Origin of the sequence: Agromyces cerinus (assembly GCF_016907835.1) — a bacterium.
Classification (GTDB): Bacteria; Actinomycetota; Actinomycetes; order Actinomycetales; family Microbacteriaceae; genus Agromyces; species Agromyces nitratus.
The window spans coordinates 1,932,707-1,957,804 of sequence record NZ_JAFBCT010000001.1 but is presented as its reverse complement, the minus strand read 5'-3'; the positions used below and the strand labels follow the sequence as shown (position 1 = coordinate 1,957,804).

Below are 25,098 nucleotides of genomic sequence, written 5' to 3'. Positions count from 1 at the left end.
CGCCTCAGCCTACGAGCAGCAGGGCGATCGGATGCCTCGGCGTGCGGTGGCCCGTCGCCGCGTCACGCCGAGCCGTCGTCGCGGCCGGTCACGCGGGTGAGATGTCGCAGCACCGCCTCGCCCCACTCGCCGATCTCCTCGTCGTCCGCGTCGGCGAGGCAGTCCCACCAGGTGAACGCCCGGTTGACGGCCTGGGAGACCTCGGCGGCTGCCGTGAGCGCGGCCCAGTCGGCGTCGTCGAACCCGGCGACCACGGACCACGCGTCGCGGAACGCCCCGACAACGGGCGCCGGATCGAGACCCCCGTACTCCATGACCGCCATCGGGATGAGCACCGCTTCGACGGGGTGCGCCCATTGGGCGTCTCCGAAGTCGAACACCCGCAGTCGGCCGGGCTCGCCGGGCGCCGCCGCGAACACGTTGCCGGGATGCAGGTCGCCGTGCTGCAGCGTCGACGGCAGATCGCTCGAGACGAGCTCGGCGGCGGCCGTCGCCACGCGGGAGCGCGAGCCGAGCAGCGCCGCCGCGGTCGCCGGATCGGGTGCCGACGGATGGGACGGGGGCAGCGCGAGCACCCGTTCGAGCATGCGTTCGAAGCGTTCGGGCACCGTGGCCGGCGAGCAGTCGGGCACGCCGAGCGCGGTGACGTCGACGGCGTGCGTCGTGAGCGCGTGTTGCACGCGGGTCCACTCGTCGACGACGGTGAGCCAGTCGTCGACGGTGGCGCCGGCATCGCCGCGGGCCTCCCGCAGCGTCGCGCCGAGATCGGCCGAGATCATCCACCCGCGCTCCTGCTCCGTCGCGATGGGCGCAGCCGCCGCATCGGGCAGCAGCTCGGCGATGAACGAGTGCAGCGCCGGCTCGAACGACTGCGCGGGGCAGTTCGCCTTGAACCAGAACCGGCTGCGGCCCGCCGGCGTCTCCGCCTCGATCACCAGCTGCGTCGACCACGGGCGCACTCTCGGCTGCGTCACCGCGAGCACCCGGCCGTCGAGCGCCGCCACGGTTTCAGCAGCCCAGGCCTCGGCCTCGCGCCGCCAGGTCGCGGAGGAGACCTCGACCGAGAACGGAATGCCAGCCGGATGCATGTCAGCACACTAGGGCAGGAGGCATCCGTCGTGCGCGTCGGCGATGCGAGGTCCGCCGGTAGAATTCGAGGATGACCATCAACAGCCGCCACCTCGAGAACGCTGCCAACGCCCGCGACGACGCGTACCACCTCATCGAGGAGTTCGCCGACGGCGACGTGCACCCCCGCGTGCTCGAGGTGCTCGAGAGCCTCGACACCGCGCTGTTCGACCTCATCAACTGGGCAGACCAGGTCACCCGCCACCTCGCCGAGAGCGGCGTCGAAGTGGTCGACGTCGACCTCACCTGACCCCCTCCGGCGCACCCGGGCGGGAGGCATCCGTCGTGCTCAGTAGAATCGTCGGGTGCCCACACGCCTGACGAACTACTTCCTCCGTACGCTCCGCGAAGACCCCGCCGACGCCGAGGTCACGAGCCATCGCCTGCTCGTGCGCGCCGGCTACATCAGGCGCCAGGCGCCAGGGGTCTTCGCATGGCTGCCGCTGGGCCTGCGCGTGAAGGCGAAGATCGAGGCGATCATCCGTGAAGAGATGACGAACGCGGGCGCGCACGAGGTGCACTTCCCGGCGCTGCTGCCGCGCGAGCCCTACGAGGTCACGAACCGCTGGACGGAGTACGGCGACAACCTCTTCCGCCTGCAGGACCGCAGGGGCGCCGACTACCTGCTCGCGCCCACGCACGAAGAGGTCTTCACGCTGCTCGTGAAGGACCTCTACAACTCGTACAAGGATCTGCCGCTGTCGATCTACCAGATCCAGGACAAGTACCGCGACGAGGCCCGGCCGCGTGCCGGCCTCCTGCGCGGCCGCGAGTTCACGATGAAGGACGCGTACTCGTTCGACATCTCCGACGAGGGGCTCGACGCGAGCTACCAGGCGCAGCGCGACGCCTACGAGCGCATCTTCACGCGCCTCGGCCTCGAGTACGTGATCGTGAAGGCCGATGCCGGCGCAATGGGCGGCTCGAAGAGCGAGGAGTTCCTGCACCCGACCCCCGTCGGCGAAGACACCTTCGTGCGCTCGGCCGGCGGCTATGCGGCCAACGTCGAGGCGTTCGAGACGGTCGTGCCCGAGCCGATCCCCTTCGACGGTCTTCCGGCACCGCTCGTGCTCGACTCCCCGAACACGCCCACGATCGCGACGCTCGTCGACCTCGCGAACGCCGAGTACCCGCGGCCCGACGGGCGCGCATGGACCGCGGCGGACACCCTGAAGAACGTCGTGCTCGCCGTCGTGGCGCCCGACGGCACCCGCGAACTCGTCGTGATCGGCCTGCCCGGCGACCGCGACGTCGAGATGAAGCGCGTCGAGGTGGCATTCGCCCCCGGCGAGGTCGAGCCCGCGACCGAGGCCGACTTCGCGAAGCGCCCGGGCCTCGTGAAGGGCTACATCGGCCCCTGGTCCGAGACCGGCGCCGTGCTCGGCGAGGAGTCCGCGACCGGCATCCGCTTCCTGGTCGACCCGCGGGTCGTCGACGGCACCGAGTGGATCACCGGCGCCAACGTCGACCAGAAGCACGTGTTCGGGCTCGTGGCCGGACGAGACTTCGTCGCCGACGGCACCGTCGAGTCGTCGAACGTGCTGCCCGGCGACCCCGCGCCCGACGGCTCGGGACCGGTCGAGCTCGCGCGCGGCATGGAGATCGGCCACGTCTTCCAGCTCGGCCGCAAGTACGCCGAGGCGCTCGGCCTCAAGGTGCTCGACGAGAACGGCAAGCTCGCCACCGTCACCATGGGTTCGTACGGCATCGGCGTCACCCGCATCCTCGCGATCATCGCCGAAGACAACAACGACGACAAGGGCCTCGTCTGGCCGGCGACCGTCGCGCCCTTCGACGTGCACGTGGTCGCGACCGGTCGCGACGAGGCGGTGTTCGACGCGGCCGAGACGATCGTGGCCGAGCTCGAGGCATCCGGTCTCGACGTGCTCTTCGACGACCGCCCGAAGGTCTCGCCCGGCGTGAAGTTCGGCGATGCCGAACTCATCGGCGTGCCGAAGATCGTGATCGTCGGTCGCGGCGTCGCCGACGGCATCGTCGAGGTCTGGGACCGGGCGACGGGCGACCGCACGCAGGTCGCGATCGGCGAGGTCGTGACAGCACTCGCCTGACATCGGCAGGTCTCCTGAACCGCTCGCTCCCATCGATGGGAGCGAGCGGTTCAGTGCTTCTCGCGCGTCTCGTGCAGGTGGTCGCGGTGCTCAGCTGCGAGACGGCGGCGCGCCGGGGCGAGCGCGCCGGTCCGTTCATCAGGGGTTCACCGCGCGTTCAACGGTCGTCCGATGCCGATTCGGTTTCCGGGAGCACTCTGCAGAGTGGAATCCCGACCACGAGCGTGAGGACCGATCCGTGACGATCACCGATATCCAGCTGTTCCCGATGGCCGATCACGTGCGAGGCAAGCGCTCGCCGGTGACGTGCCACTTCAAGTGCGGCAACGCCTGTCTCGGTCCGGAGTGCAACACGTCATCGAACCCCGCCTTCCGCGAGATCGCCTCCGCCGCACTGTCGCGTCGTGCGCTGCTCGGACTCGGCGCCGCGGGAGCCGTGGGCATCGCGCTCGCCGCAGCGAGCCCGGCCGGAACCGCTGTCGCCGCGCCCGGCGGCGGAGCCTCGGGCGGCGGCGGCCTGCAATTCGACGCCATCTCGCCGGTGCCGAAGATCGTCGACGACTTCACCGTGCCGGCGGGCTACACGTGGGCGCCGATCATCCGCTGGGGCGACCCGCTGTTCTCGGGCGTGCCGGCGCTCGACTTCGACAACCAGACGCCAGAGGCGCAGGCGGGCCAGTTCGGCTACAACTGCGACTACCTCGACATCCTCGCCGATCGGAGCGGCCGCACCGGCGTGCTCGTGAACAACCACGAGTACGTCAACCCGGGCATCATGTTCCCCGCGACGAGCGACGCCGCCGAGCTCGACCGCCGCGCAGCGATCTTCAAGGCCGCTCACGGCTTCTCGGTCGTGGAGCTGCGGCGCAGCAAGCTCGGCCGGCCCTGGCGCTATCTCGTCGACGGTCGCCGCAACCGCCGCATCACCGCCGACACCGTGTTCGAGCTCACCGGCCCCGCGGCCGGCACCGACCTCGTGAAGACCGCCGAGGACGCCGAGGGGCGCTGGGTGAAGGGCACGCTCGGCAACTGCGCCGGCGGCACCACGCCGTGGGGCACCGTGCTCTCGGGCGAGGAGAACTTCGACGGCTATTTCGCCTGGGCCGCCGACACCGCGGGGCAGAAGCGCTACCGCGCCACGCCAAGCGCGAAGTCCACCTACACGTTCGAGCGCATCGACCCGCGCTTCGACGCGCACGATGCCGGCTTCGTGAACGAGCCCAACCGCTTCGGCTGGATCGTCGAGATCGACCCCGAGGACCCGTCTTCGACGCCGCGCAAGCACACGGCGATGGGCCGTTTCAAGCACGAGGGCGCCAACGTCATCATCGCCGAGGACGGCCGCGCGGTCGCCTACATGGGCGACGACCAGACGAACGACTACCTCTACAAGTTCGTCTCCAAGGGCACGTTCGATCCGAAGAACACCCCGGTCGCGCGCCGCAAGAACCTCGGCCTCCTCAGCGAGGGCGACCTGTACGTCGCGAAGTTCACGGGCAACTCGCCGGCCGCCGAGATCACCGGCACCGGAGCGCTGCCTGCCGACGGGCTCTTCGACGGCACCGGCCAGTGGATCCCGCTGACCCAGGGCGGCGAGAGCGTCATCCCCGGCATGACCACCCAGGAGGTGCTCGTCTACACGCGACTCGCGGCCGACACCGTCGGCGCGACGAAGATGGACCGCCCGGAGGACGTGCAGCCCAATCCGAAGACCGGGAAGGTGTACGTCGCCCTCACGAACAACTCGTCGCGGAGCCTCGCGACGATCGACGAGGCGAATCCCGTCACCGGCAACCGCAACGGGCACATCATCGAGCTGACCGAGACCACAGGGCAGTCGGGCACCGCGTTCGGCTGGAGCATCCTGCTGCTCTGCGGCGACCCGGCAGTCGACCAGAACACCTACTTCGCCGGGTTCCCGAAGGAGCTCGTCTCGCCGATCTCCTGCCCCGACAACGTCGCGTTCGACTCCGAGGGCAACCTCTGGATCTCGACCGACGGCGCGCCCAGCAAGATCGGGTTCAACGACGGTCTGTTCAAGGTGCCGCTCGAGGGGCCCGACCGCGGCCGCGTGCAGCAGTTCCTCTCCGTTCCGCGCGAGGCCGAGACCTGCGGCCCGGTCATCCACGACCAGGAGGGCATGGTCTTCGTCGCCGTGCAGCACCCGGGCGAGGAGGGAACGGTCGGTGCACCGACCTCGTACTTCCCCGACTACGTGCCGTCGCACCGCCCCGACACCGGGCTCGTAGCCGCGCCGCGGCCCTCGGTCGTGCAGGTCTGGCGGGCGTAGCGGGCACGTGCAGCACAGACGAGGGTGACGGATGCCACGCGGCATCCGTCACCCTCGTCACCCGTCGCTAGGCGGCGACCGCCTTCGCGGCCCGCTCACCCGAGACGACGGCGCCGTTCAGGAAGCCGAAGTACTCGACGCTCGTGTGCTCGCCTGCGAAGTGCACGTTGCCCTCGGGCGTCGACCCGGCGCCGAACAGCGTGGTGTACTGGCCGGGCCGCAGCACCGTGTAGGACCCCTTCGACCAGGGGTTGGCCCACCAGAAGTCGCGGTAGGACTTGCCGGTGTATGCGGCGGTCATACCGGGGAAGATCGGCTCGGCCTGCGCGAGGAGGCCGCTGACCTGCGATGCGCTCGCCGGGCCGAAGGCGTTGCCCGTCCACGCCTTGACCTGGTCGCCCGACGGGAAGAAGTTGAAGACGCCCGTCGGCAGGGGGTGGTCGGCCGTGTCGTCCCATCCGCACTGGAACCCGCTCTTGTTCGTGTACGCGGCGCCGCCGTACCCCTGCTCGACCCACGGCCGGTGGCTCACCTGCACGTGCACCTTGGCGTTCGCCCCGAGTCCGACCTCGTTGATCGCCCGCCGTTTCAGCGCCGAGAATCCGGACTGGCTGAGGTCGCAGTCGCGCAGCGTCGTGAACGGCACGGCGAGGATGGCGCGGTCGGCGGTCTGGTCGACCGTGGTGTTGCCGACCCGGAAGCTGAGGCGCACGGTGCCGTCGGCATTGCGCTTGACCGCGGTGAGCTTGTAGCCGTAGCGCACGGTGTTCGCGGGCAGTTCCTCGAGCATGCGGGAGACGATGAGGTCGTTGCCGCCGTTCACCGAGTACTTCTCGTCGGCGCCGTTGACGGGCGAGAGGCTGTTCTGCGCGTTCCACCCGAGCAGGTAGACGAGGCTCAGCGCCGACTGCTCATGCGGTTCGAGGCCGTACTCGCTCATCACGTTCGACTGCATCAGCTTGGCGAAGCGGCTCGAGAGGCCCCCGGGCACGTTCGCGGCGAGCCACTGGTCGACGTTCATCTGGTCGAGGGCGACCCCGGCCGCGGTGTGGCTGTCGTAGGTCTGGCAGTACGGCGCGCTCGCGAGCGCGGACTTGAAGGCCTGGTAGACGACGCCCCAGTCGGCGTTCGCATCGTCGTACGGGTAGTCGGCGCCGTCGATCCAGTACTTGTCGTCCCAGCCCTGGTAGCTGCCGCCGGCGACGACGTCGAGGCTCAGGCCGAGGTTCGACGCGAGATTGCGCGTGGCGTTGTGGTCGGTGTTGATGAGGGCGCCACCGTGCTCCACGACGATGCCGTCGTCGAAGTGGCCGCGCAGGCTGTAGCACCGGCCGCCGGCTCGGGCGCTGCCCTCGTAGATGGTCGACGCGATGCCCTTCACCCGCCAGAGCCAGTGGGCGGCGCGCACGCCGGCGAGGCCGGCGCCGACGATCACGACCTTCGGTGCCGGGCCGGGCTTGGCCACTGCCGCGTTGGCGGGCGTCGCCATGGCGAGCGCCGCGCCGGCGCCGATCGCGCCGCCGGCGATGAGCGCATCGCGCCGGCTGACGCCGTGCTGCCGCTCGGGCTCGCGCCCGAGCACGTCGTCGACGGGGACGCCCGTGCGATCGGCTTCGGCATGGGCGCGGATGATCCGGCCGAGCCGTGAGCTGAGCGGAGTGGTGCCTCGGGAACCTGTCATGATGAAAGCCTCGCAATCCGTGGTGGGGTTGGGATCGGTGGTGCTTAACATGTTGCTTAGTGCAATTGAGCAGGATGTCTCGTGGGCGCGTCAACCCCCAAGTTCTCGCGACCGCGGCGGGCCCGGCGCCCCGCGGCATCCGTGATCTGTGACCTGGAGGTGGAGGAGTGACCGGCAACGACGTCGGCGAACAGGTGCGCCGCTACCGTGTCGCCCGGCGGCTCTCGCAGCGTGCGCTCGGAGAGCAGGCGGGGGTGACCTCGGGCTTCCTCAGCCAGCTCGAGACGGGCCGCACCAACGCGAGCGTCTCGACGCTGCGCCGCCTCGCCGACGCCCTCGGCGTCGGACTCGCCGATCTCGTCGAACCCGGCCCGGTGTCGGCGGCACGCGTCGTGCGCGCCGACCTCCGGCGCACACTCTCCGCGAGCGACGGCATGACGAAGGCGTTCCTCACCGAGCCGCCGTTCGGCCACGTCGAGATGTACGCCGTGACCATGGAAGTCGGGGGATCGACCGGTTCCAGCCAGTACCGGCACGGCGACTCGGAGGAGGTGCTGCTCGTGCTGCGGGGGAGCGTGCGCGTCGAGCTCGCCGACGAGATCCACCTGCTCGCCGCCGGCGACAGCATCGTGTTCGCGAGCAGCACGCCGCACCGGGTCGCCAACGACGGCGACGGCGAGACCGAGCTCGTCTGGGTGAACAGCCCGCCCACGCCCGATTGAGCCGCCGACCGACCGTCGAGGGCGTCGCGAGCGTCCATCGTGGCTGCCCGAGTGTCATGACATCCGGTACCGTAGAGTCCTGTCCGCTCCGAGGGGAAGCGGCGTGAGAGCTGAATAGAGGAGGCCGGGTTCATGGATATCGACCTCAGCGTGCTGCGGATGATGGAGCGCGAGAAAGAGATCCCATTCGACGAGCTGGTGGAGATCATCGAGCAGGCCATCCTGATGGCCTACTTGAAGCACACCCATCCCGACCAGCACGGACATGCGAACCCCGACGGCGCACGTGCGCACCTCGATCGCAAGACCGGCCACGTCTCGGTGTTCGTTCCCGAGCTCGATGAAGAGGGCAACGTCATCGGCGAGGCCGAAGACAGCCCGAGCGACTTCGGCCGCATCGCCGCGTTCGCCGCGAAGCAGGTCATCAACCAGCGCCTGCGCGACATCGCCGACGACGCCGTGCTCGGCGAGTTCCGCGGGCGCGAGGGCGACATCGTCGCCGGCATCATCCAGCAGGGTCCGAACCCGCGCATGGTGCACATCGACCTCGGCACGGTCGAGGCGATCCTGCCGCCCGAAGAGCAGGTGCCCGGCGAGGAATACCTCCACGGCCAGCGCATCCGCGTCTACGTGACGAGCGTCGCCAAGGGGCTCAAGGGCCCTTCGATCACCGTCTCGCGCACCCACCCCGCGCTCGTGCGCAAGCTCTTCGCACTCGAGGTGCCCGAGATCGCGTCGGGCGTCGTCGAGATCGTCTCACTCGCCCGCGAGGCCGGCCACCGCACCAAGATCGCCGTGCGCGCGACCCAGCCCGGCGTCAACGCCAAGGGCGCCGCGATCGGCGAGCTCGGGCAGCGCGTGCGTGCCGTCACGGCCGAACTCGGCGCAGAGAAGATCGACATCGTCGACTGGAACGAGGACCTCGCGACCTTCGTCGCGAGTGCGCTGAGCCCCGCGAAGGTCACGAGCGCGTTCGTCATCGACGAGGCGACGCGTGCCGTGCGCGCACTCGTGCCCGATTACCAGCTCTCGCTCGCGATCGGCAAGGAGGGCCAGAACGCCCGCCTCGCCGCGAAGCTGACGGGCGCGAAGATCGACATCCAGCCCGACTCGGTCCTCGAGTCGGACTGACCCCAACGGCCGTCGAGCGGCCGCCGCCATGTCCACCGATCGGCCGCCGTCGGCGGCCGCACAGCGCAGAGTGTAAGATGGAACCCGTCAGAACGTGCATCGGATGCCGTTCGCGTGCCCCACGAGCCTCACTTCTGAGGCTCGTCGCCCAGAACTCCCACGTCATCGCAGATGATGCGGCCGTGCTTCCGGGCAGGGGGGCGTGGATGCATCCGACACTCGAGTGCTACCGGCTCGCTGAGCGGCGACGCGCCTTCGGGCGTGCGCTCCGCATTCGCGGCGAGGTGGACACCAGCAACGTAGAGAACAGGCTGAACGGCGTGATCACTAATGAGTAACGACTCATGAGCGGCTCGAAATGAGACCCGTCCGTCATTGATGGTCTGCCCCTGTCCGGGGTCGGACCCGGAACAGGAGAGAAGTGGCTGCCAAACCACGCGTACACGAGATCGCAAGCGAACTCGGTGTCGACAGCAAGATCGCCCTTGAGAAGCTCAAGGAGATGGGCGAGTACGTCAAGGGACCCTCGTCGTCCATCGAACCCCCCGTCGCACGTCGCCTGAAGGCGGCGCTCGAGGCTGCAGGCGCGGCCGCTTCCGCGGCTCCTGCCGCTCCGGCACCGGCGAAGCCCGCAGCGGCCTCCGCTGCGAAGCCCGGCGCCAAGCCCGGCCCGAAGCCGGCTCCGAAGGCTCCGGCCGCCCCCGAGGCTCCGGCCCCGGTCGAGGTCGCAGAGGCCCCCGTCGCCGAGGTGCCGCTCACGGTCGCCGAGCGCCAGGCGCAGGCTGAAGAGCGCGCAGCGCAGGCTGCGGCCGAGAAGTCGACGGATGCCCCGGCAGCTGCGTCGACCGAAGGCGATGGCGACGTCGCCAAGCCCGGCGGCGCTCCGAAGCCCGGTGCTGCTGCAGCTCCGCGCCCCGGCGCCCCCCGCCCCGCAGGCGGCGGCACGCCCCGCCCCGGCAACAACCCCTTCTCGAGCTCGCAGGGCATGGGCTCGCGCCCCGCTCAGCCGCGCCCGGGCAACAACCCGTTCTCGAGCGCGCAGGGCATGGGCCAGCGCCCGAGCCCCGGCAACATCCCGCGTCCGCAGGCGCCGCGACCCGGTTCGCCGCGTCCCGGCGCTCCGCGTCCGGCCGGTGCAGGCGGTCGCCCCGGCGGCGGCTTCCAGCGCCCCGGCGGCGCCGGTGCCGGTGCAGGCGCTCGTCCCGGCGGTGCCGGCGGCGGCTTCCAGCGCCCCGGCGGCGCGCCCGGCGGCGGCTTCGGCGGCCCGCGTCCCGCGGGTGGCGGCGGCCGTGGTCGCGGCCCCGGTGGTGGCACGGCCGGTGCCTTCGGTCGTGGCGGCGGCAAGAGCAAGTCGCGCAAGTCGAAGCGGACGAAGCGGGCCGAATTCGAGATGCGGGAAGCCCCGTCGCTCGGCGGCGTGAGCGTTCCCCGCGGCGACGGCAACACCGTCATCCGTCTGCGTCGCGGCTCCTCGATCTCCGACTTCGCCGACAAGATCGACGCGAATCCCGGTTCGCTCGTGACGGTGCTGTTCCACCTCGGTGAGATGGCGACGGCGACCGAGTCGCTCGACGAGGCCACCTTCCAGGTGCTCGGCGAAGAGCTCGGCTACAAGATCCAGGTCGTCTCGCCCGAAGACGAGGACCGCGAGCTCCTCGAGGGCTTCGACATCGACCTCGACCAGGAGCTCGAGGACGAGACCGACGAAGACCTCCAGCAGCGTCCTCCGGTCGTCACCGTCATGGGTCACGTCGACCACGGTAAGACCCGACTCCTCGACGCGATCCGCAACGCGAACGTCGTCGCAGGCGAGGCCGGCGGCATCACCCAGCACATCGGTGCCTACCAGGTGCACACCGAGCACGAGGGCATCGACCGCGCGATCACCTTCATCGACACCCCGGGTCACGAGGCGTTCACCGCCATGCGTGCACGTGGTGCGCAGGTGACCGACATCGCGATCCTCGTGGTCGCGGCCGACGACGGCATCATGCCGCAGACGGTCGAGGCGCTCAACCACGCCCAGTCGGCGAACGTGCCGATCGTGGTCGCGGTGAACAAGATCGACAAGCCCGACGCCAACCCGGCGAAGGTCCGCCAGCAGCTCACCGAGTTCGGCCTCGTCGCCGAGGAGTACGGCGGAGACGTCATGTTCGTCGACGTCTCGGCTCGCGAGAACATCGGCATCCAGGACCTGCTCGACGCAGTGCTCCTCACGGCCGACGCCGGTCTCGACCTGCGTGCGAACCCCAACAAGGACGCCCGCGGTGTCGCCATCGAGGCGAAGCTCGACAAGGGTCGCGGTGCGGTTGCGACCGTGCTCATCCAGTCGGGAACGCTGCGCGTCGGCGACGCGATTGTCGCGGGCACGGCCTACGGCCGCGTTCGTGCGATGGTCGACGAGAACGGCGACCCCGTGGCCGAGGCCACCCCGTCGCGCCCCGTGCAGGTGCAGGGCCTCTCGAGCGTTCCTCGCGCCGGCGACACCTTCCTCGTCACCGAGGAGGACCGCACCGCGCGTCAGATCGCCGAGAAGCGAGAGGCCGCGGAGCGCAACGCCCAGCTGGCCAAGGCGCGCAAGCGCATCTCGCTCGAGGACTTCACCCGTGCGCTCGAAGAGGGCAAGGTCGAGTCGCTCAACCTCATCATCAAGGGTGACGTGTCGGGTGCCGTCGAGGCACTCGAGGAGTCGCTCATGAAGATCGAGGTCGACGACAGCGTGCAGCTGCGCATCCTCCACCGCGGTGTCGGTGCGATCACCGAGAGCGACGTGAACCTCGCGACGATCGACAACGCGATCATCGTGGGCTTCAACGTGCGTCCCGACACGAAGGCGCGCGAGCGCGCCGCTCGCGAGGGCGTCGACATCCGCTTCTACTCGGTGATCTACAACGCCATCGACGAGATCGAGGACTCGCTCAAGGGCATGCTCAAGCCCGAGTACGAAGAGGTCCAGTCGGGCGTCGCCGAGATCCGCGAGGTGTTCCGCTCCTCGAAGTTCGGCAACATCGCCGGTGTCATCGTGCGGTCGGGAACGATCACGCGAAACGCGAAGGCTCGTGTCATCCGCGATGGCGTCGTCGTCGGCGACAACCTCGCGATCGAGTCGCTGCGCCGCTTCAAGGACGACGTCACCGAGGTCCGCACGGACTTCGAGGCGGGCATCGGCCTCGGCAAGTTCAACGACATCCAGGTCGGCGACGAGATCGAGACCATCGAGATGCGGGAGAAGCCCCGCGCGTAAATCGTGGGAAGGGGTCCCCGTTCTTTCACTGAGGTGAAGAGCGGGGACCCCTACCCCGATTCACGTCGAGGCGGCCAGGGCGGCGAAGCCGTTCAGGCCTTGCCACGAAAAGGAGAGACAACATGGCGGATCCGGCACGGGCCAGGAAGATGGCCGATCGCATCAAGGAGATCGTGGCCAAGCGGCTCGACAAGGGCCTGCGCGACCCGCGGCTCGGGTTCGTCACCATCACCGACGTTCGCGTCACCGGCGACCTGCAGCACGCGAGCATCTTCTACACGGTGTACGGCACCGACGAGGAGCGCGAAGACTCGGCCAAGGCGCTCGCAGCGGCGACCGGCATGCTCCGCAGCGAGGTCGGCCGCAACATCACGGCGCGGCTCACCCCGTCGCTCGAGTTCATCGCCGACGCGATCCCGGAGAACGCCGAGCACATCAGTGCGCTCCTCCGTGAGGCGCAGACGCGCGACGCCGAGACGGCCGAGCTCGCGGCATCCGCGGAGTACGCCGGCGAGGCCGACCCGTACGTCAAGCCCCGCGAGTTCGACGAAGACGGCGACGAGGTGCAGGGCGGCGACGAGAGCGTCGACGAAGCGGATGCCGCGCGCTGATCAGCCCTCGGGCAGTCGATAGCCCTCGGCGTCGCAGACGGCGAGTCCGTCGGCGACGAGCGTCGTGAGTGCACGGTCGAGCTGAGCGACGTCGGCCCAGACGGGCTCGAGCTCGGCTCGGCCGACGGGGCGGTGCGCCGCCCTGAGCTCGCGCATGACGAGTCCGCGCACCTGGCGATCGGAGCCGGCGAAGCGGGCCTGCACGGCCTTCCTGGGGCCCGCGTAGGCGGGATAGCCGGCGGCGCGCCACGCACATGAGCCGGCGATCGGGCACGAGTCGCACTCGGGTGTCCGTGCCGTGCACACCGTCGCGCCGAGTTCCATCGCGCCGGCGTTGAACCGACGGGCGGCGTCGTCGTCGCGGGGGAGCAGCTCCGCCATCGCGGCGAGGTCCCGCTTCGTCGACGGCGGCCCGGGCTCGGCCTGCCCTGAGACCGACCGGGCGATGACCCGTCGCGTGTTGGTGTCGACGACCGGCACCCGCAGCCCGAAGGCGAATGCGGCGATCGCGCGCGCCGTGTACGGACCGATGCCCTGCAGCGCGAGGAGCGCATCGAGGTCGCTCGGCACCTCGCCGCCGTGACGCTCGACGATCTCGACCGCCGCGCGGTGGAGCCAGAGCGCCCGACGCGGGTAGCCCAGCCGATCCCACGCCCGCACCGCCTCGGACGGCGGCTCGGCGGCGAGGGCCGCCGGTGTCGGCCAGCGTTCGATCCACGCCTCCCACCTGGGCACGACTCGCGCGACCTGCGTCTGCTGCAGCATGAACTCGCTGACGAGCACCGCCCACGGCGAGACGTCGGCGGCGCGCCACGGCAGCGGCCGCGCGGCATCCGCGAACCAGGCGACCACGGGGGGCGCGATCGCATCGGGGCCGGGCGTTCGGGGCATCCGTCCAGCCTACGGCGAGGCGGATGCCGCGGAGCTAGGCTCATCGCATGAGGCTCGTCACCACGCCCCGGGTCACCTTCCTGCGCTCCATCGCCGACGAGGTGCTGCAGCATCACGGCCGCGGGCGCACGATCGTCGCGATCGACGGGCCGCTGCGGAGTGGCAAGACGGCGCTCGCCGACGATCTCGCGGCGGTGCTCGCGGAGCGCGACCATGCGGTGTTCCGCGCGAGCATGGAGGGCTTCCACCGGTCGCGCGAGGCCCAGGCGGCGTTCGGCGCCGACACCCCCGAGCGCTACTACCGCTACGGATTCGACGAGTCCGCACTGCGTCGCGTGCTCGTCGAGCCGTTCCGCCTCGGCGGCTCGACCGCATTCGTGACGCGAGTCTGGGACCCGACCCGCGACGCGTGGGTCGAGCCCAAGTGGATCACCGGATCCGAGGACGCGATCCTCGTGCTCGACGGGCGGTTCGTGCTGCGCCCGCGACTCGCGGGCCTCTGGGACGTGCGGATCGCCCTCGACGGCGACCCGGTCGACCCGGCCGACAGGATCGCCTACGCAGAGAGCGACCCGCGCCTCGCGGCATCCGTCGTGATCGACGACAGCGACCCCGAGCACCCCCGTCGACGCGTCGTCGACCACCGCTGACGAAGGGCCGTTCGACCGGGCGACGACCCGTTTGTCCCCCGTTCGGGAGGAACTTTGTACCCCGATGGGGCAAATGGGTGACACGTCCCCGTTTCGGGGGACATAATGGGGGACACAGCCAAGCCCCCCGGCGACGCGAACCCGAATCACCACCCGAACCACCCGACGTCAGTCGACGAGTGCACCGCGCCCGTCGGCATCGCTGTGCGCCCCGAGCGCCGCCGTCACCTCGGATTCGACGACTCTGCCGGGCCGACCGATGGAGAAACCCGAATGAGCAAGCCCGGCGCCGCTCTGGCGCACGCCGACGGCGATGCCCGCACTCGCGTGCGATGGTCGTCACGACGCCCGTTCCGCCGCTTCGCGGCGATCCTCACCTCACTCGCGCTCGGCGCGGGATTCGCCCTCGTGGGCGTCGCGGCGCCCGCGAGCGCCCATCACAACACGATCAGCCCGGCGGTCGTCTGCGACGCCGACGGAACACCGTCGATCGAGTGGACGGTGACGAACTCCGAGTCCAAGAAGGACGAGAAGATCATCGCGTCGAGCGATGAGCGCATCGTGAAGGTCGGCACCGAGATCAAGAAGGGCAAGAGCGCGACCTTCACGCAGGCCGACGTGACGCCCGGCACCTACACCCTGAGGCTCACGGCCGAGTGGAGCAACGGCGCCGAGAATGACGACAGCGCCAGCATCACGATCACCGAAGAGCAGTGCGAGACCGTGCCGACGGTGAAGAAGATCACCTTCTGCCACGCCACGCACAGCGAGACGAACCCGTTCGTGAAGCTCACGACCTCGGTCAGCGCCTTCTTCCGCTCCGGTCACGACAAGCACCAGGACCTGGAAGACATCTACCCGGCGTTCAGCTACATCAAGCACGGCAAGACCTACACGGTCGAGGCCCGCGGCGATCAGAGCCTGCTCCAGTACCCGGACTGCACGAAGCCCATCGTCAAGATCCCGGTCGAGGGCGCGCCGACGTACGTCGACGTGTGCGGTCCCGACAACGAGAAGCTGACACTTCCCGAAGACACCGCGACGATCGACTGGAACTCGTCCGAGTCGAACGGCGTCATCACGGTGACGGCGACGGCGAAGCCCGGCTACGAGTTCACGAAGGACTCGAAGACCGAGTGGACCTTCACCATCGATGACGAGCCCTGTGTGGTGCAGGTCGTCGGTGCGCCCGAGTTCGTCGACACGTGCGGTCCCGACAACGAGAAGCTGACGCTTCCCGAAGACACCGCGACGATCGACTGGAACTCGTCCGAGTCGAACGGCGTCATCACCGTGACGGCGACGGCGAAGGCCGGAAACGTCTTCCCCGAGGGTGCGACGACGAGCTGGACCTTCCCGATCGACGACAAGCCCTGTGTGGTGCAGGTCGTCGGTGCGCCCGAGTTCTCCGACAAGTGCGGACCCGACAACGAGAAGCTCACGGTTCCCGAGGACACCGAGACGATCGACTGGAACTCGTCCGAGGAGAACGGCGTCATCACGGTGACGGCGACGGCGAAGGCCGGCAACGTCTTCCCCGAGGGTGCCACGAAGACCTGGACCTTCACGATCAACGACGTGCCGTGCATCATCGAGGTCGTCGGCGAGCCGACGTTCAGCGACAAGTGCGGTCCCGACAACGAGAAGCTGACGGTCCCCGAGGACACCGACACCATCGACTGGAGCTCGTCCGAGGAGAACGGCACGATCACGGTCACCGCGACCGCGAAGCCCGGCTCGGCGTTCCCCGAGGGCGCCAAGGACGAGTGGACGTTCACGGTCGATGACTCGCCCTGCGTGATCGAGCTCGTCGGCGCGCCCGAGTTCTCCGACACGTGCGGTCCCGACAACGAGAAGCTGACGGTCCCCGAGGACACCGACACCATCGACTGGGCCTCGGCCGACGTCGCCGGGGTCTGGACGGTCACGGCGACGGCGAAGCCCGGATACGCGTTCGCCGAGGGCGGCCCGGTCACCTGGACCTTCCCCTACTCCGACGCCGACTGCATCGCGCCGTCGCTCACCGGCTCGTTCGCGACCGGCACCTGCGTGGCGGACTCCCCGTGGATCACCTTCGACGTCGAGATGACCGACCCCGACAAGCAGTCGACCGGCAACACCGCCTCGCTCGTCCTGACCGACGGCACCAACACCGAGACGATCGTGCTCGGCGACCTGAAGGACGGCAGCCTGAAGGGCGAGGTGCTGTGGCCCGGCGCCTCGGTCGACGAAGACGGCAAGGCCAACGGCTGGCCGGGCTGGGCGCTCGTCGGCGACAAGTGGATCGAGGTCGACGACAACTTCGCCTGGACCCGCGGTGACATCACGGCCAAGCTCGTCGTGAACCCCGAGGTTCCGGTGACGATCTCGTACCCGCCGGCGACGCCCGAGTGCGCCACCGGCCCGAAGGTCACGCCCCCGGGCGGCGGCGAGGGCAGCACTCCGCCCGAGCCGAACGGCGCGGGTCTTGCCAGCACCGGTTTCGCCGGCACGTCGATCGCGATCGTCGCGGGCATCATCGTGATCGCCGGTGTCGCGTTCCTCGTGGTGGCTCGCATCCGCCGCAAGCGCGCGTAACGCGTCGCTGACGCACACCGAGGGGGCCCGGTTCACCGGGCCCCCTTCGTGCACGATGCGCGCCATGAGCGCCGCTCGACAGGGAGGGCGGGGCCGATACGTCCCCCGTTCGGGAGTGATTTCGTACCCCGGTGGCGAAAATGACTGACGAGTCCCCGTTTGAGGGGACATACTGAGGACACAGCCCAGCCCCCCGGCTACGCGAACCCGATTCATCACCCGAACCACCCGACGTCAGTCGACGAGCGCCTCGGCGCCCGTCGACATCGCTGTGCGCCCTGAGCGCCGCCGTCACCTCGGATTCGCCGACCCTGCCGGGCCGACCGATGGAGACACCCCGAATGAGTACGCCCCGCGCCGCTCTGGCGCCCGCTGCTGTCAGCGGCAGCAGAACATCCAGGCGATCGTCATCGCCGAGCCCGCTCCACCGCGTCGCCGCGGCACTCACCGCACTCGTGCTCGGCACCGGCCTCGCCCTCGTCGGCATCGCCGCACCCGCGTCGGCGGGAGGCGAAGGCAATGAAGGGAAGGTCTGCGCCAACCTCGACACCGGGCACAAGTCCGACGCCGTCGGAGCGTCGTTCACGATCGAAGCGCCCGAGGGCAAGCTCATCGCCGAGGTCTGCGTCAAGGCCGGCTCCGACAACCAGGGCGACGGACCCGTCTCCACCACGTACGACCCGCCCGTCGCGTCCGTCATCATCTCCCACCCGTCGGGCAAGGACATCAGTCACTACTCGGTGCGCTACGTCGACGTACCGGTCGAGCCCGAGGTCGTGAAGGTCGAGGTCGAGCCCACGTCCGTCGACCCCTGCGGCACGGCGAACGACTCGTACTCGCAGCCGAGCGACACCACGGCGATCACCTGGTCGGTGACCGGGTCGGTCCAATCCGGCACCGTGGTGCTGACTGCGGCGACGAAGCTCGGCTTCGTCTTCGAGGCCGGCGCGCAGAAGGTGTGGACGTTCACGTTCACGAACGTGCCGTGCGAAGAGGAGCCCGAGGTCATCGTCATCGAGATCGTGCCGACGTCGATCGACCTCTGCGGCACCATCGACGACGGGTTCACGGCTCCGACGGACACGACCCGCATCGACTGGACCGTCGACGGCACGGTCGCGTCGGGCAAGGTCGTCGTGAGTGCGGTCGCCGCTGCCGGCTACAAGTTCGCCGACGGCGCGAAGACCTCATGGACGTTCGAATTCACGGATGACCCGTGCGAGGTGGAGCCGAAGGATCCGACACTCGAGGGCTCGTTCGCGACCGGCACCTGCGTGGCGGACTCGCCGTGGATCACCTTCGACGTGAAGCTGACCGACCCCGACAAGCAGTCGACCGGCAATACGGCCTCGCTCGTGCTCACCGACGGCGTGAACACCGAGACCATCAAGCTGGGCGAGCTCGAGAACGGCAGCCTCAAGGGCGAGGTGCTCTGGCCCGGTGCTTCGGTCGACGAAGACGGCACGGCCAACGGATGGCCGGGCTGGGCGCTCGTCGGCGACAAGTGGGTCGAGACCGACGGCAACTTCGCCTGGACCCGTGGCGCCATCACGGCCAAGCTCGTCGTGAACCCCGAGGTTCCGGTGACGATCTCGTACCCGAAGGCCACGCCCGAGTGCGCCACGGGCCCGACGACCACGCCGCCGGGTGGCGGCGAAGGCGGCACGACCACGTCGCATGATGGCGCGGGCCTCGCCAGCACCGGTTTCGCCGGCACCTCGATCGCGATCGCCGCGGGCGCCATCGTGATCGCCGGACTCGCGTTCCTCGTGGTCGCTCGCCTCCGCCGCAAGAGCGCATGACGCGTCGCTGACGCTGACTGAGGGGGCCCGGTTCGCCGGGCCCCCTTCGTCGTGCCCGGCGTGTCAACGGGCGTCCACGAACGCCGGGCGGGAGCCGCGGCATCCGCTCGGCCAGTCTTCGCGCGGTCGCTCAGACCGGAACGTCGGCGAGCACACGCTCGGGCGGCAGCGGGCCGCCCCGCTGCTCGACCTCGTGCACGAGCGCGGTGAGCGCCCGGTTCACGGGCGCGTCGCGGCCGACGGCGGATGCCTCGCGCACGACCGCCCCGTTCAGGAAGTCGACCTCGGTCGGCTGCCCGCGCCGCAGGCTCTGCTGCGTCGACCCGAGGTTCGGCACACTGCCCATGCGCACGCGCATCGACCACGGCAGCACCTGCCCGATCACGAGCGGCATTCGCGCGAAGAGCCTGAGGCGTCGGTCGCCGAGCCCTTGCAGGGAGCCGAAGTGCACGCCCTGCGCGACGGCGACGCGCACCGTCTCCCGCATCGACGCCGCGACCACACGCCGCAGACGTCGATCGTCGACGACGTCCTGCACGCTGCGGCCGACGATCGCGGGCACGGCGTTCAGCATGTTCACGACGAGCTTGGTCCATTGCGCGCCGCGGAACCCAGGGATCGCGACGACCGGCACCGCCTCGGAGAGCACGGCGGCGATGCGGGTGCATTCCGCGTCGGCCGGTCCGTCGCCGCGGCCGAGGTAGCTCGTCGCCGGTGTCGTGACGCGCACGACGCCCGGCTCGGTGTAGTTGGCGGCGATGATCGAGAGCAGACCCATGCACGAGGCGCGGGGGAGGAGCCGCGCGGCCGTCGCCACGCCGTCGAGGCCGTTCTGCACGATCACGACGGGCACGTCACCGATGAGTTCGGCGTTCGCTGCGATCGCGGATGCCGCGTCCTGCGCCTTCGTGCAGACGAGCACGAGCTCGGGGGGCGTCGTGAGCCGTGCACCGGCCGCGACGCGGGCCCGCACCTCGCCGTACGCCCCGCTCAGGGCGATGCCCGACTCGCGGATCGCTTCGAGACCCGCGCCCCGCGCCGTGACCTCCACGTCGTGCCCGGCCCGTGAGAGCAGTGCCGCGAACGTGCCGCCGAGCGCGCCAGCGCCGATGATGCCGATCCTCACCGCTCCAGCGTAGGCGCGCGGCGGCTCCATGCCGCGCACGACTGTTAGCCTGTACCGCGTGAACAGCGGCATCCTCCTCGTCGACAAGCCGCAGGGAATCACGAGCCACGACGTGGTCTCGCGCATGCGCCGCCTCGCCGGCACGCGCAAGATCGGCCACGCGGGCACCCTCGATCCGATGGCCACCGGCCTCCTCGTCCTGGGCGTGAACGGCGCGACGCGCCTCCTGCACTACCTCGTCGGTCTCGACAAGGAGTACTTCGCCACCATCCGCCTCGGTTGGAACACGACGACCGACGACGCCGAGGGCGAGGCGCTCGACGCCGCTCCCGTCGCCGTCGTCGCCGCGGTCACCGAAACCGGCGTCCTGGCAGCGATCACGCCGCTGACGGGTGAGATCGAACAGGTGCCGAGCGCGGTGAGCGCCATCAAGGTCGACGGCAAGCGCGCGTACCAGCGCGTGCGCGACGGCGAGACCGTCGAGCTCGCATCGCGCCGGGTCACTGTCTCGGCGTTCGAGGTCCTCGGCTTCCGCCCCGGCGACGGCCATCTCGACGTCGACGTCCGCGTCGAGTGCTCGTCGGGCACGTACATCCGCGCGCTCGCCCGGGATCTCGGTGCCGCGCTCGGCATCGGGGGCCACCTCACCGCCCTCCGGCGGTCGCGCATCGGCCGGTTCAGCGTCGATGAGGCGGGCGAGCTCGAGGGCTTCGACGTCGCGTCGGCGATCATGAGCCCGGCGGATGCCGCGCGGCGGGCGCTGCCCACCGTGACGCTCACGTCCGAGCAGGCCGTCGACCTCGGCCACGGCAAGCGCGTCGACATCGCGGCGGTGGGCGGGCTCGAGGCATCCGCTGCCGAGGCGCCGCTGCCGTCAGTGCTCGCGGCGATCGACCCCGATGACCACCTGGTCGCCATCGTCGAGCCGCGCGGCCGGCAGCTGAAGGTGGTCACCGGATTCCCACCGCCCGAACCTCAGGTGCAGACCGGGACGCAGGGGGCGGACGCATGATCGAGTGGTTCACGTGGGTGCAGCTCGCCGTGGCGGTCGTCGCGGGCCTCATCTGCATCGGCATGGGGCTCGCGGGCCGGGTGCCGAGCGACCTCACGATCGGCGCGCTCGCCCTCGTCGAGGTGCTCCTCCTCGTGCAGGTCGTCGTCGCGTTCGTCGCTCCGGCGCTCGGGAACGAGCCGACGGGCAGCGTGCTCGAATTCGGCACCTACCTCGTCGGCGCCCTCATCCTGCCGCCCGCAGCGGCCTTCTGGGCACTGCTCGAACGCAATCGCTGGTCGACGGTGATCCTCGGCGTCGCCGCCCTCTCGGTCGGCGTGATGGTCTTCCGCATGTTCCAGATCTGGACCGTGCAGCAGGCGTGAGCGCCGAGTCTGAGAGAATCGATCGACATGAGTGACGTGCGCAGTGCCCGACCCGAGGCACGAGAGGGCCGACGGATGAGCGGCATCGGGCGAGTGCTCGTCGCCGTCTACGGGGTGCTCGCACTCGCGGCGACCGGGCGTTCCTTCGTGCAGATCGCCTCGAAGTTCGACGAGGCGCCGCTCGCCTACACGCTCTCGGCGCTCGCGGCGGTCGTCTACATCGTCGCGACGATCGCGCTCGTGCGCCCCGGCATCGCCTGGTACCGCGTCGCGTGGGCGACGATCGTGTTCGAGTTCACGGGGGTCATCGTGGTCGGCACGCTGAGCATCGTCTACCCCGAACTCTTCCCGCACGACACGGTGTGGTCTCGGTTCGGCGCCGGGTACCTGTTCATCCCGCTCGTGCTGCCCGTACTCGGCATGTGGTGGCTCGCCCGCCACCGCCCGACCTCGAGAGCGGATGCCTCGTGAAGACCTTCAAGGGACTCAGCGCCGTGCCTGCGGGCATCGGTCCGTCGGTCGTGACGATCGGCAAGTTCGACGGCGTGCACCAGGGCCACCGTGCCGTCATCGCCCGGGCCCGCGGCATCGCCGACGAGCGCGAGCTCGCGACGGTCGTCGTCACGTTCGATCGCAACCCGCTCGCGCTGCTCGCACCCGACAAGTGCCCCGACGCCCTCGTGAGCGTGCGACAGAAGCTCGAGCTGCTCGCCACCACCGGTGTCGACGCGACGCTGCTGCTGCCGTTCGACCGCGCGCTCGCCTCGGTGCCCGCGACGGAGTTCGTCGAACGGGTGCTCGTCGACGCGCTCGATGCCAAGGCCGTGCTCGTCGGCTCCGACTTCCGCTACGGCGCCCGCGGCGCCGGCGACGTACCCCTGCTCATCGAGCTCGGCGCGAAGTTCGGCTTCACGGTCGAGGTCGTCGACGACGTGCGCCCGGCCGGAGAGCGTCGCGTCTCGTCGACCTGGATCCGCGAGCTGCTCGCCGACGGCGATGTGCGCCATGCCACCGAACTGCTCGGCCACACGCCGACCGTGACCGGCATCGTCGTGCACGGCGCCGCCCGCGGCCGCGAACTCGGCTACCCGACGGCGAACCTGTCGCCCGAGTCCGAGGGGCTCATCCCGTCCGACGGCGTGTACGCGGGCTGGCTCACCGACGCCGGCACCCGGTATCCGGCCGCGATCTCCGTCGGCGACAACCCGACGTTCCAGGGCGTCGCGAAGAAGCAGGTCGAGGCCTACGTGCTCGACCGCGAGCTCGACCTCTACGACCATGTCGTCGACGTCGAGTTCGTCGAGCGCATCCGCGGCATGGTGGCGTTCACGAGCATCGAGGCGCTGGTCGACACGATCCGCGACGATGTCGAGCGTTCGCGCGTCATCCTCGCCGGCTGAGCACGAGGCGCCCCGCCTCTAGACTCGAGGGAATGATCTCGCTCCCGCCCCGACCGCTCTGGGCGGGCCGATCCCTCGCCCTCATCGGCATCGTGCTGGTGGCGTTCAACCTCCGCACCGCGGTGGCGTCGCTCTCGCCGATCCTCGGCCAGCTCGAGGCCGAGATGCCGCTCGCGCCGGCCGTCGTGGGCTTCCTCGGCATGCTGCCGCCGCTCTGCTACGCGCTGTTCGGCATCCTGACGCCCATGGTCGCGAAGCGACTCGGCCTCGAACTGACGCTCGTCGTCGCGCTCGTGGCACTGACGCTCGGCCTCGCCGGCCGCGGGGTCGCCGGTTCGGCGCTCTGGCTCGTGGCCGCCTCGGCGGTGACGTTCGCCGCGATCGGCGTGGGCAACGTGCTGCTGCCGCCGCTCGTGAAGCGATACTTCCCCGACCGCATCGGCCTCGTCACGACGATCTACGTGACGGCGATGTCGGTCAGCACGTTCACGCCGCCGCTCATCGCCGTGCCGGTGGCGGACGCGGTGGGCTGGCGGGTCTCCTTGGGCGAGTGGGCCTTCGTCGCGGCGATCTCGCTCGTGCCGTGGATCGCGATGCTCCTCCATCCGAAGCGCCAGGCCCCCGAGGCGCTGCCCGAAGAGGCCGATCCCGGCCTGCTCCGGTACGCGCTGCGCTCGCCCCTCGCGTGGTCGCTCACGATCGTGTTCGCCGTCTCGGGCTTCAACGCCTACGCGGCGTTCGCATGGCTGCCGACGATCCTGCACGACATCGCGGGCGTCTCGCCGGCTGAGGCAGGTGCGCTGCTCTCGCTGTACGCGGCGATGGGCCTGCCCGCAGGGCTGCTCGTGCCGCTGCTCGCCGCACGCTACGGCAAGGTCGGACTGCTCGTCGCCGTCGCGGTGGCGACGTTCGTGGCCGGCTACCTCGGGCTGCTGCTCGTGCCGAGCTGGGCGACGTGGCTGTGGGTCGCGCTCGCCGGCATCGGGCCGCTGCTCTTCCCGCTCGCCCTCGTGCTCATCAACCTGCGTACGCGAACGCACGCCGGCTCGGTCGCGCTCTCGGGCTTCGTGCAGTCGGGCGGCTACCTCATCGTCGCCGTCGGCCCGCTCGTCGTCGGGCTCCTGCACGAGGCGACGGGCGGATGGACCTGGCCGATCCTGTTCCTGCTCGCCTCGGCGGTGCCTGCGGCGATCGCGGGCGTGGTCGTCGCCCGCCCGCAGTATCTCGAGGACGAGCACTCGCTGGGTCGCTGACGCGCGGTCGGCTGGCGGGCTTCGATGCGCCGGTCACTCGGGGTTCCGTGCGCGCGGAGCGCCCGTGTCATCGGTGCTGCGAGCGCGCGCGGCATCCGCTGCTGCTCTGCTCATGTGAGCACGATCGCCTGCGAGTGTTGCCGATGCGCACCCACCTGCCTACGCTGGAGGAGGAACGAGGAGGCGCATGGACGAGATCGACGAACTGCTCTCGATCAGGGCTGCTGAGCTCTACTACGAGGAGAACAAGACCCAGGACGAGATCGGGCAGGCGCTGCGCCTCACCCGGTGGAAGGTCGGTCGACTCCTCGCCCAGGCGAAGCAGCGCGGATTCATCCGCATCGAGATCCTGCACCCGAGGGCGCGGCGCCTGCCGATCGAGCGGCGGCTTCGCGACGAGCGCGGCCTGGCCGATGCCATCGTCGTCTCGACCGCCGGGGTGACCTCGCCAGAAGAGCTGCAGGCGCGCACGGCCCAGGCAGCCGCCGACTACCTCACCGCGCTGCGACCGGTGCCGCGCACGCTCGGCGTCAGCTGGGGCCGCACGCTCTTCGAGATCTCCCAGCACCTGCGGCAGGGCTGGGCGACCGGCGTCAACGTCGTGCAGATCAACGGCGGAGTGAGCCTCAACCGCCGGCCGGGCACCGCCGCAGCCACCGCGGTCGGCATCGCCCAGAAGGGCGGCGGCAGCGCCACCCTGCTGCCGAGCCCCGCGATCCTCGAGCGTCTCGAGACGAAAGAGGCGATCGAGTCCGACCGCGTCGTCGCGGGCGTCATCGAACTCGCCCGCTCCGCCGATGCCTACCTGTTCAGCGCCGGCGCCGCCGACCACTCCTCGGTGCACGTCGAGAGCGGGTACCTCTCGGTGCCCGACGTCGACCTGCTCGTGCAGAAGGGCGCCGTCGGCGACGTCGTCGGCCGATACATCGACTCCGACGGCAACATCGTCGACCCCGCACTCGATGCGCGCACCGTCGGGCTCACGCTCGACGAACTCCGCAAGGCTCAGCACGCGATCGCCGTCATCTCGGGCCCCGGCAAGCACGCCGTCGCCGACGCGGTCGTACGCAGCCGGCTCTGCTCGGTGCTCGTCACCGACGAGGCCACCGCCCTCCATCTCCTCGACGGCTGACGCCGCCTCATCGC

Annotated in this window: 21 protein-coding genes; 17 read left to right on the top strand and 4 right to left on the bottom strand. The window is 70.3% G+C overall.

The features are described from left to right. Window positions 1-62: 62 nt before the first annotated feature. Window positions 63-1,088 carry a phosphotransferase family protein gene (locus tag JOE59_RS09090; protein ID WP_204459978.1) on the bottom strand — a complete coding sequence of 342 codons (1,026 nt, stop codon included), beginning with the start codon at window positions 1,086-1,088 and terminating at the stop codon, window positions 63-65. A 71-nt stretch (window positions 1,089-1,159) separates the two neighbouring features. Between JOE59_RS09090 and JOE59_RS09085 the strand changes: the two genes are divergently transcribed. The 3 genes from JOE59_RS09085 to JOE59_RS09075 all read left to right on the top strand — a co-directional run bounded on the left by JOE59_RS09085 (window position 1,160) and on the right by JOE59_RS09075 (window position 5,487). Continuing rightward, a complete protein-coding gene (locus JOE59_RS09085; RefSeq protein ID WP_074261228.1) occupies window positions 1,160-1,378 on the top strand; it encodes a hypothetical protein in 219 nt (72 codons plus the stop codon). Between the two features lie 55 nt (window positions 1,379-1,433). Further along, the gene (locus JOE59_RS09080; RefSeq protein ID WP_204459977.1) at window positions 1,434-3,197 is read left to right on the top strand and encodes a proline--tRNA ligase; all 1,764 of its coding nucleotides are present in this window, start codon (window positions 1,434-1,436) and stop codon (window positions 3,195-3,197) included. 268 nt (window positions 3,198-3,465) lie between these two features. After that, on the top strand, window positions 3,466-5,487 hold the full coding sequence (locus JOE59_RS09075; RefSeq protein ID WP_204463326.1) for a PhoX family protein: 2,022 nt from the start codon (window positions 3,466-3,468) through the stop codon (window positions 5,485-5,487). Window positions 5,488-5,554: 67 nt separating this feature from the next. On the opposite strand, the gene JOE59_RS09070 is transcribed toward JOE59_RS09075, so the two are convergent. Continuing rightward, window positions 5,555-7,168 (bottom strand): flavin monoamine oxidase family protein, encoded by a 1,614-nt coding sequence (locus tag JOE59_RS09070; protein WP_204459976.1) that lies wholly within the window; start codon window positions 7,166-7,168, stop codon window positions 5,555-5,557. A 167-nt stretch (window positions 7,169-7,335) separates the two neighbouring features. Here JOE59_RS09070 and JOE59_RS19090 point away from each other — a divergent pair, with 167 nt between their 5' ends. The 5 genes from JOE59_RS19090 to rbfA all read left to right on the top strand — a co-directional run bounded on the left by JOE59_RS19090 (window position 7,336) and on the right by rbfA (window position 12,876). Continuing rightward, window positions 7,336-7,890, top strand: a complete 555-nt coding sequence (locus JOE59_RS19090) for a helix-turn-helix domain-containing protein (RefSeq protein ID WP_204459975.1) — start codon at window positions 7,336-7,338, stop codon at window positions 7,888-7,890. A 132-nt stretch (window positions 7,891-8,022) separates the two neighbouring features. Next, a complete protein-coding gene (gene nusA / locus JOE59_RS09060; protein ID WP_204459974.1) occupies window positions 8,023-9,021 on the top strand; it encodes a transcription termination factor NusA in 999 nt (332 codons plus the stop codon). A gap of 77 nt (window positions 9,022-9,098) precedes the next feature. Continuing rightward, window positions 9,099-9,359: a YlxR family protein gene (locus JOE59_RS09055; protein WP_204459973.1), complete on the top strand. Its 261-nt coding sequence runs from the start codon at window positions 9,099-9,101 to the stop codon at window positions 9,357-9,359. A gap of 83 nt (window positions 9,360-9,442) precedes the next feature. Further along, window positions 9,443-12,265, top strand: a complete 2,823-nt coding sequence (infB, locus tag JOE59_RS09050) for a translation initiation factor IF-2 (RefSeq protein ID WP_204459972.1) — start codon at window positions 9,443-9,445, stop codon at window positions 12,263-12,265. 122 nt (window positions 12,266-12,387) lie between these two features. Next, window positions 12,388-12,876 carry a 30S ribosome-binding factor RbfA gene (gene rbfA, locus JOE59_RS09045; protein ID WP_204459971.1) on the top strand — a complete coding sequence of 163 codons (489 nt, stop codon included), beginning with the start codon at window positions 12,388-12,390 and terminating at the stop codon, window positions 12,874-12,876. Here rbfA and JOE59_RS09040 read toward each other — a convergent pair whose 3' ends face one another. Then, window positions 12,877-13,767, bottom strand: coding sequence for an iron-sulfur binding domain-containing protein (locus JOE59_RS09040; RefSeq protein WP_204459970.1), 891 nt, complete (start codon window positions 13,765-13,767; stop codon window positions 12,877-12,879). It lies immediately after the preceding gene. A 47-nt stretch (window positions 13,768-13,814) separates the two neighbouring features. On the opposite strand from JOE59_RS09040, the gene JOE59_RS09035 reads away from it, so the two are divergent. The 3 genes from JOE59_RS09035 (at window position 13,815) to JOE59_RS18710 (ending at window position 18,796) form a co-directional block, all read left to right on the top strand. After that, window positions 13,815-14,417: a nucleoside/nucleotide kinase family protein gene (locus tag JOE59_RS09035; RefSeq protein ID WP_204459968.1), complete on the top strand. Its 603-nt coding sequence runs from the start codon at window positions 13,815-13,817 to the stop codon at window positions 14,415-14,417. Window positions 14,418-14,690: 273 nt separating this feature from the next. Beyond that, window positions 14,691-16,994, top strand: coding sequence for an InlB B-repeat-containing protein (locus JOE59_RS18715; RefSeq protein WP_239560173.1), 2,304 nt, complete (start codon window positions 14,691-14,693; stop codon window positions 16,992-16,994). 341 nt (window positions 16,995-17,335) lie between these two features. After that, complete coding sequence (locus JOE59_RS18710) at window positions 17,336-18,796, top strand: hypothetical protein (RefSeq protein ID WP_239560165.1); 1,461 nt, start codon at window positions 17,336-17,338, stop codon at window positions 18,794-18,796. A 130-nt stretch (window positions 18,797-18,926) separates the two neighbouring features. Here JOE59_RS18710 and JOE59_RS09020 read toward each other — a convergent pair whose 3' ends face one another. After that, window positions 18,927-19,922: a ketopantoate reductase family protein gene (locus JOE59_RS09020; RefSeq protein WP_204459966.1), complete on the bottom strand. Its 996-nt coding sequence runs from the start codon at window positions 19,920-19,922 to the stop codon at window positions 18,927-18,929. Window positions 19,923-19,980: 58 nt separating this feature from the next. Between JOE59_RS09020 and truB the strand changes: the two genes are divergently transcribed. The 6 genes from truB (at window position 19,981) to JOE59_RS08990 (ending at window position 25,084) form a co-directional block, all read left to right on the top strand. After that, window positions 19,981-20,934, top strand: coding sequence for a tRNA pseudouridine(55) synthase TruB (truB, locus tag JOE59_RS09015; protein WP_374191121.1), 954 nt, complete (start codon window positions 19,981-19,983; stop codon window positions 20,932-20,934). Next, window positions 20,931-21,299, top strand: a complete 369-nt coding sequence (locus JOE59_RS09010) for a hypothetical protein (RefSeq protein WP_204459962.1) — start codon at window positions 20,931-20,933, stop codon at window positions 21,297-21,299. The genes truB and JOE59_RS09010 overlap by 4 nt, the downstream gene beginning before the upstream one ends. 27 nt (window positions 21,300-21,326) lie before the next feature. Beyond that, complete coding sequence (locus tag JOE59_RS09005; RefSeq protein WP_204459961.1) at window positions 21,327-21,770, top strand: hypothetical protein; 444 nt, start codon at window positions 21,327-21,329, stop codon at window positions 21,768-21,770. Continuing rightward, window positions 21,767-22,699, top strand: coding sequence for a bifunctional riboflavin kinase/FAD synthetase (locus JOE59_RS09000; protein WP_204459960.1), 933 nt, complete (start codon window positions 21,767-21,769; stop codon window positions 22,697-22,699). Before JOE59_RS09005 ends, JOE59_RS09000 begins: the two co-directional genes overlap by 4 nt. Window positions 22,700-22,731: 32 nt before the next feature. After that, a complete protein-coding gene (locus JOE59_RS08995; RefSeq protein ID WP_204459959.1) occupies window positions 22,732-23,952 on the top strand; it encodes an MFS transporter in 1,221 nt (406 codons plus the stop codon). A gap of 187 nt (window positions 23,953-24,139) precedes the next feature. Continuing rightward, window positions 24,140-25,084 carry a sugar-binding transcriptional regulator gene (locus tag JOE59_RS08990; protein WP_204459958.1) on the top strand — a complete coding sequence of 315 codons (945 nt, stop codon included), beginning with the start codon at window positions 24,140-24,142 and terminating at the stop codon, window positions 25,082-25,084. Window positions 25,085-25,098 lie beyond the last annotated feature (14 nt).

Excerpts from the sequence above, each read along its gene's own strand:
- JOE59_RS09090 (WP_204459978.1), bottom strand. The coding sequence starts at position 1,088 with ATGCATCCGGCTGGCATTCCGTTCTCGGTCGAGGTCTCCTCCGCGACC.
- JOE59_RS09085 (WP_074261228.1), top strand. The coding sequence starts at position 1,160 with ATGACCATCAACAGCCGCCACCTCGAGAACGCTGCCAACGCCCGCGAC.
- JOE59_RS09075 (WP_204463326.1), top strand. The coding sequence starts at position 3,466 with ATGGCCGATCACGTGCGAGGCAAGCGCTCGCCGGTGACGTGCCACTTC.
- JOE59_RS09070 (WP_204459976.1), bottom strand. The coding sequence starts at position 7,168 with ATGACAGGTTCCCGAGGCACCACTCCGCTCAGCTCACGGCTCGGCCGG.
- nusA (WP_204459974.1), top strand. The coding sequence starts at position 8,023 with ATGGATATCGACCTCAGCGTGCTGCGGATGATGGAGCGCGAGAAAGAG.
- JOE59_RS09055 (WP_204459973.1), top strand. The coding sequence starts at position 9,099 with ATGGAACCCGTCAGAACGTGCATCGGATGCCGTTCGCGTGCCCCACGA.
- rbfA (WP_204459971.1), top strand. The coding sequence starts at position 12,388 with ATGGCGGATCCGGCACGGGCCAGGAAGATGGCCGATCGCATCAAGGAG.
- JOE59_RS09040 (WP_204459970.1), bottom strand. The coding sequence starts at position 13,767 with ATGCCCCGAACGCCCGGCCCCGATGCGATCGCGCCCCCCGTGGTCGCC.
- JOE59_RS09035 (WP_204459968.1), top strand. The coding sequence starts at position 13,815 with ATGAGGCTCGTCACCACGCCCCGGGTCACCTTCCTGCGCTCCATCGCC.
- JOE59_RS18715 (WP_239560173.1), top strand. The coding sequence starts at position 14,691 with ATGAGCAAGCCCGGCGCCGCTCTGGCGCACGCCGACGGCGATGCCCGC.
- JOE59_RS18710 (WP_239560165.1), top strand. The coding sequence starts at position 17,336 with ATGAGTACGCCCCGCGCCGCTCTGGCGCCCGCTGCTGTCAGCGGCAGC.
- JOE59_RS09010 (WP_204459962.1), top strand. The coding sequence starts at position 20,931 with ATGATCGAGTGGTTCACGTGGGTGCAGCTCGCCGTGGCGGTCGTCGCG.
- JOE59_RS09005 (WP_204459961.1), top strand. The coding sequence starts at position 21,327 with ATGAGTGACGTGCGCAGTGCCCGACCCGAGGCACGAGAGGGCCGACGG.
- JOE59_RS08995 (WP_204459959.1), top strand. The coding sequence starts at position 22,732 with ATGATCTCGCTCCCGCCCCGACCGCTCTGGGCGGGCCGATCCCTCGCC.
- JOE59_RS08990 (WP_204459958.1), top strand. The coding sequence starts at position 24,140 with ATGGACGAGATCGACGAACTGCTCTCGATCAGGGCTGCTGAGCTCTAC.